The organism is bacterium, assembly GCA_018812485.1.
In the GTDB taxonomy this organism is placed as follows: domain Bacteria; phylum JAHJDO01; class JAHJDO01; order JAHJDO01; family JAHJDO01; genus JAHJDO01.
Map to the genome: position 1 here is coordinate 23,146 of JAHJDO010000085.1, position 6,544 is coordinate 29,689.

At 40.7% G+C, this 6,544-nt stretch carries 3 protein-coding genes; all 3 read right to left on the reverse strand.

Annotated elements, in window-relative coordinates; all coding sequences use genetic code 11:
* Positions 1 to 33: 33 nt before the first annotated feature.
* Positions 34 to 3,375: a hypothetical protein gene (locus KKC91_06815; GenBank protein MBU0478262.1), complete on the reverse strand. Its 3,342-nt coding sequence runs from the start codon at positions 3,373 to 3,375 to the stop codon at positions 34 to 36.
* Between the two features lie 20 nt (positions 3,376 to 3,395).
* The gene (locus KKC91_06820) at positions 3,396 to 4,064 is read right to left on the reverse strand and encodes a DUF1559 domain-containing protein (GenBank protein MBU0478263.1); all 669 of its coding nucleotides are present in this window, start codon (positions 4,062 to 4,064) and stop codon (positions 3,396 to 3,398) included.
* Between the two features lie 20 nt (positions 4,065 to 4,084).
* Positions 4,085 to 6,544: hypothetical protein (locus KKC91_06825; protein ID MBU0478264.1), on the reverse strand; the 2,460-nt coding region annotated here is incomplete at its 5' end.

Genomic DNA, 6,544 nt, shown 5'->3' on the forward strand with positions numbered 1-6,544 from the left:
CTTTCCTTTATCTATTTTGCGTTCAAAACCATGTTAATTCAATGGTTCTCCTATCTCTCCCTTAAGTATATAATTAGAAAGGCCTGCCTTCTCAGCAACAGAACCAGCCGGCGCCTTCTTTCTGCCGAGATAATCAGGTATTCCTTCTTCAAGCATGAACTTTCCGTAATATGGGTATTTCTTATCAAGTATTGAAAGAAATCTTAATACGGCTTTCAGAAGGGTTTCCTGGCTGCCTGAGATTGTTATTCTGTTTTTGGATATTTTAATCCTGGCGGATACATCTCCCTTTAATTTGACAGGTTTAAGTATAATTTTCACACGTTTCTTTACACTTCCTTCTTTATCCTTAACAGGAATTACAACAGCCCCATCCATACCCAGTACTTCTTTTGAATAAAACCTGAAATACTCCTGTATTCTCCAGGCAGGATATTGGTAATTTTTATCATGTATATTGTTTTTGATGATAATAATATCTGCAGACTCCATGCCAAAGAAATCTATGTCATATAGATCCTGCAGGTTTCCGATAATATTTATGCATCTGTTATATACAACTTCCACGTCAGTTGTTCCGGTTCCACATCTAAAATTGTATCTGATCAATCCTGTTTCTTTCTCGTAGCTGAATTTTACAGGATTTCCCATAACAGCTACTTTTGCAGGATAATACTCTTCAGGTACTGCGGATATACACTCAAGAGAGGCATTCGGGCAGTTTATCCTCATCCTGAGTATTTTCTTCTTAAACTCCGTATTCACATAACAGGTGTTAACTGTCGCATCTGGCCTTAATCCGCTCAGTAAGGCGGCTTTTTCATAAACCTTAAAACACTGTTTTTTTAAAGTAAAATTTGCGATTGTCCCTTGTTGAGTAATCCTGTTCTTTACTTCCTGGCCATTGACATCGGCAAGGATAACACTTCTGCCATCCACAGAATCAGTGCTAAACTGAGAAGAGAAATCTTCCTTATGCATATTCACAATGCTATAATATCCACCAAACTCATCGCCGAACCGGGAGAGAAGAAGTTTGTTCTCCCCTACACTGCTCTTCGGAGAAGGCCTCCAGCCGGATACTGCTAGTCTCTGAAGAAGAGGAAGATTGAGATAAAATTTCTCTACACCGCTAACTAACCGTGTACTTGGGAGTGCCCCAAAGTGTACCGAACACAGTAATATCTCATCTCTTATATATCTCAGTGTGTCAAGTGTCTCCTGAGGTGTGAGCTTTTCCCAATTTATCCATCGTTCCGGAATAATAGCATTGTACCACGCTATGGTCTTTTTCCCTGTAAGAAGCCTGAGACGCATGAATCTTTCATATTTATCCCCTGTATTATATTGAGGAGGAGTGCCTTCATGAAGTATTGCATCTGAACGGAATGCATCAGAAAATACACCTGCAAGCTTCAGGTTTGTAACAGCCCCTACCCTTTCGCCACGGGAATTGGTAAGACTGTGCGCAAGATCCATCAGCTTTGAATAACCTATACCTTCTATTGAATAGCTTCTTCCCTGATCATCGAACGCTCTGGCTGGAGAATTCCTGCTGGCTTTCCCATAATCTTTTACAAAACCTGAAGCTGAGTCATACCCAATTGCTGAAGGAGAGTAGGTTTTAATGATGTTCTTTGTGCTTGAGACCAGATTATCTCCCCAGCTGTTTCCTACAGAAAAAAGTTTTGTGGTAGTAATCGTCTCTCCTCTCCACTGGTGTGTAAGAAAATCACTATTCGGAAACGGGCCAAGATCAAAGATTGAATCTGTGAATTCCTTTTTTACTATGGATTGTTCGCACCAATGCGGATTTGTATAATAAGCTATTGCTGTCATATTCCTTTCAGCACTGTCATATCTTTCCTTAAATATTTTAATGTGTCTTTTGCTCTGGTTGTATTTCAGAGTATGTGTCAGTCCCCAGTCCCCTGGAAAGTCATAGGTATATCCCCATTCCCATCCGCCTTTCCCATAACTCAGCCGTCTTATCAGGTCGCCGCTGTAATCAGGCAGATCCTCTCTGTAGCTGTATCTCCAGTGCAGGGCTCCGAGACCCATTCCTCTTAAATAAGGATTCGTTCCATCGGCTGGGCTGAATGCCTGGGGGAAAAAATCATAATACTTCTCCAGAGCATCCAGATATCCGTATTTCTCATGGAATCCGAATATTATGATAGTGATTGTAGCTTTTCCCCCGGGGATAATAGCTGCTCTTATGCCGTATCTGAACTTCCAGGGTTTGTCGGAAATTTTTGAAACGCCATTTTCTATTGAGCAGACAAGGTCATCAGGACTTAAGCCTGCTGCTATGCCTTCCCCACCGGAATAGACACATCCGAGAGGAAATGTGGAACTTATGCCTGTATAGGTTTTTCCTGTAGTAGTATTCGAGATTGCTCCCGGGGCAAAGCCGTCCCAGTAGTACCAATTAGACTCGTAATAAAAAGGAAATTCTATACCTATGTTGCAGTTTCTCTCGATACGGCTATTATTTTTTACAGTTATCTTCCACTTGATGTATTTATGCTCAGTTGTAATCTCGGATATAACAGAGATTTTTTTGCTGTCTGTTTCCTGTTTGAAGGTCAATTTATTGTCTTTTAATATAAAATTTACCGGAACCAAAAGTTCCGAACTCTGTTTCCCTGTGAGTTTAATAGAAAAGCTGAATGGTTTCATGACTGTCTTTGTTGTATCTGTTATTATGAATAAGCTACCTGATGCTTTTTCCTCATTCTTCAGAAACTCTATCTTAAAAGTCAGATACATTATGTTTCCTTTGATCACTGCAGCTGCTTTTCTGTGCTCACTTTTCCTCTCTCCCTGCTGTGTCCAATAATAGGTATAACAATACGGCTTTCTATCTCCCTCCTGTGCTACCATCAGATAATCCATGCCCTCGCCTTCTCTTCCTGTCTTCGGGTTATTGTCCCTGTCGAGATACATGCGCACCATACCGTATGAAGGACAATCCTTCTTAAAGACAATTTTGAACAGGTAATTGTCGTCTCTTATGTTTGCTATCCGGATGGAACTCACATGAGCTGACGGAGAAGAATATACCTCATAGAGATTATCCAGATCCTCTGCTGAGATGCCCAGCAGATTAATTTGACTATTAGTCAGTTCTGACGACCCTGATGCGGCTTTTTCTCTTGAAAGGGTAACATCGGAAACAAACGCTCTTCCGCTACCGGCATACTTCCTGCCGCAGACTTCAATGTCCTGCAGGTGTCCTGTAGCTTTAGAGAGATCAAAGCATATATTCTCAGCTGAAATACGCAATATGTTCTGCGTTTCCTTTATTTCAGCATAGGAATCTAAAGAGAAAATGATATGTACTGAAAAAATCAAAAACAAAAATATTCTCATAGGAGAGCTCTTTTACATCTTTATGGAAATTCCAAATCCCAATATCTCACGTCAGTCAGCGTATCCTCAAGATACCAGTTAACATGACCGTCAAGCCACAGAACATTCGCTCCACCGCTGTGCCTGGTACCCAAATGCCGGCTTGTGTACTGTCTGCGAATGAGATAATCGTTATCTCCGTTTCCATCACTATCCCCTACCCAAATTGTCTCTGTGGGATTCTTAACCTCATGCATCTTACGCCAGGGAGGGAGAGCCTCAGAATCAGGAGATCCCAGATAGTAAAAGTTAATTCCATAGGAAAGATTATTAGAGTTGTAGCCACCCTCTGTAACTGGAAGAATCACTTTAAAATTTGTATCTGATGGGCATTTAAAAACTTCTCCTTGATTACCTTTAATATAACCTGTACTGATGAGGTCACTATACCAAGAGCCGCCTGCTCTGTATCCCGGCAGGATCCAGTCGTCCCAGTCATCTGAATACATCATTAGTGCCATGCCCATCTGTTTCAGATTACTCATGCATTTCGCCTTTCTCGCCATTTCTCTAGCCTGTGTCAATGCTGGCAATAGCAGTGATGCAAGCAGAGCTATGATTGCTATTACGACCAAAAGCTCAATAAGTGTAAATGAACTAACACTCCTTAAAGCTCTTTTTATCTTATCCTTTAACATTGCCTCTGTCATCTTTCTGTCTACTTGTATAATCAATCTGCTGAAAACTCGAGAAAGTATGCATCCAAAACTTTAACTTCTTTAGCATAATTAAATCCAGCTGTTTTTACAATACCTAAATCCTTTCTTTCACCTTTCCTGTCAACACTAAACATACTGCACTTGTCAGCTTTGATGTACTCAGAAAGATCATAATTAAAGTTAATTTTTGCATCTCCTTCACTTACATTGACAAAGGCCATTCCTACCTTGCCTCCAGGCTCCTGAAAAACGCCCGAGAGAACTGCCGGTGTAGTTACAGGGTTCGCGGGATTTTTGTCCGAGGTTACTGTTGAAAAGCCCGGGGCGTACTTTATCGGTCTCAGGAGTTTCCCATAGGTGAAATACTCATTCAGATTCTTCCTGTAGTCTACCAGCAGTTTTGTATATTCTGCCTGTTTTTTATATCTCGGATTGATCAGATAACAATCCTTATGGTATATATAAAATCTTCCTATCTTGCTACCTACCACAAAAACCCTTCCCATTTCCATTGCAAAATCAACAGGTGTATCCTCGCAGGCGATATAGTAAAAAGCTGAACCCATGGTCATGAAGTAGTCATTGTATACAGCATGGAACAACGGAGCATAATTATGCGATATTATGTGACTAGTAAGCGAAGCGTCTACAAGGTCAATATAGCACTCGCCGTTATGTTCAATAGTCAAGACAGATTCAGGTTTTACTTTGGATAATGAGCTTCTCACAGCTTTTACAAATTCACGTTGCCCCATAATATTGTAATTGCCCGCGCCATGAGTGTGGCCGTGATTTGTATCAAAACAGCGGTTCTGATTTGCCCCGAAGCTGTCCATATATATACCATCTATATCATATTCTTTTGCGAGCCAGGCACAGACTGAAGCATATCTCTCCTGCCACCATTTTGTGGCACGGCACATATCCCAGTTCGGTTCCGTCGGTGAATAGACAGTTCGATTACCTTTGATGTCCTGGCTTACCCATGGCTTTGCTTCCGAAGCATCATCTGCACCCTGGTCATAATTTAAACTATTAATATATGGCAGTACATATCCGCCTGCTTTATGAACTGTATCCACAGTTTTTCTGAATCCTTCTACCGGCTCGGAAAAGCTTCCACCATGTACAGTGGAGCACGGCCAGTAATAAGAGTAAGAAAGGATTGATTTATATGGATTAAACTTTTGCCAAGAATAATATGCAACTGTAAGAGGGGCTCCAAGGAATTCGGTTACTTTCTGAAAATGATCCTGAAATCTTTCTTCTGGAATAACAGAATATGTATGTGTAAACCTGCATATACCCTGAGAGTTTAGATACCATTTCGGAATGTCCTTCCTCTCTGAAAGAGGCCCTTTCTGACACCAGTACTGTCCCAGTGCCCACCTGCGGTATATTTGGCAAACATCATACCAGTCACCGTTAAAAGCTCTGACTGCGATTGGATAAGACATAGTATAGTCCTCTCCGGCATATCCCATGTTGTCGGGTACATGATCAAAAATCAGCTCATTGTAGCCTTTAGACCTGTGAATCCCCTGTCTGATATGTTTTTCATAGCTTCCTGAATCATATAGCCCGAAATAAAGACCGTCTCCTGATGAATGATAGTATGCTATAAATCCCATTCTCATGGAACCGCCGTATCTACCGCCTTCAACTGCTACATCGACTTTCCTTTTCTTATCTGTGTAAAAAGGATCTTGAATAACATAACCGTTTTTGCCATACGGAATGACAAAATAGTTATTTACAGGATCTTTCTTTATAGGCGCTATATTAATTATCGGGTAGTCTATCCGCCAGAGTCCGTATTTCTTGCTTCTGTTCTTGATTGATATCTTCCAGTAGGCAAAATCATCATCGTCTTTTACATCCACCTGAGCTGTCACATCCAGGACGTTCGATTCATTTTCAATATCTATGTTCTTCCAGTAAAGAAAAAGTGTTTTTTCTTCTCCTGATTTTCTGATTTTATACGATTTTTCTGCCCTGGTATTGTTATTGATACTATAACCCTGGCCGCGCCCTTTATCGGATTTTAATGATATCTGCCAGAGCATATTCCTGCTCTCTCCCTTGTGGAGAAGCGAAAGATTTGCATCCTTTTTTATGATATCATCTAGCGCAAACCCCTCCTCAGCGTTCTTGAAAAGAATTGATAGGGATTTACTGGACATCATTATCTGCTTATTTTCTTTCTCTTCTTTTTTCACCGTTACCGGCTCAGGTTTCTTTTTTTTACACTTAATAGAAAAGCTGAATGGTTTCATGACTGTCTTTGTTGTCTCTGTTATTATGAATAAGCTACCTGATGCTTTTTCCTCATTCTTCAGAAACTCTATCTTAAAAGTTAGATACATTATGTTTCCTTTAATCACTGTAGCTGCTTTTCTGTGCTCACTTTTCCTCTCTCCCTGCTGTGTCCAATAATAGGTATAACAATACGGCTTTCTATCTCCCTCCTG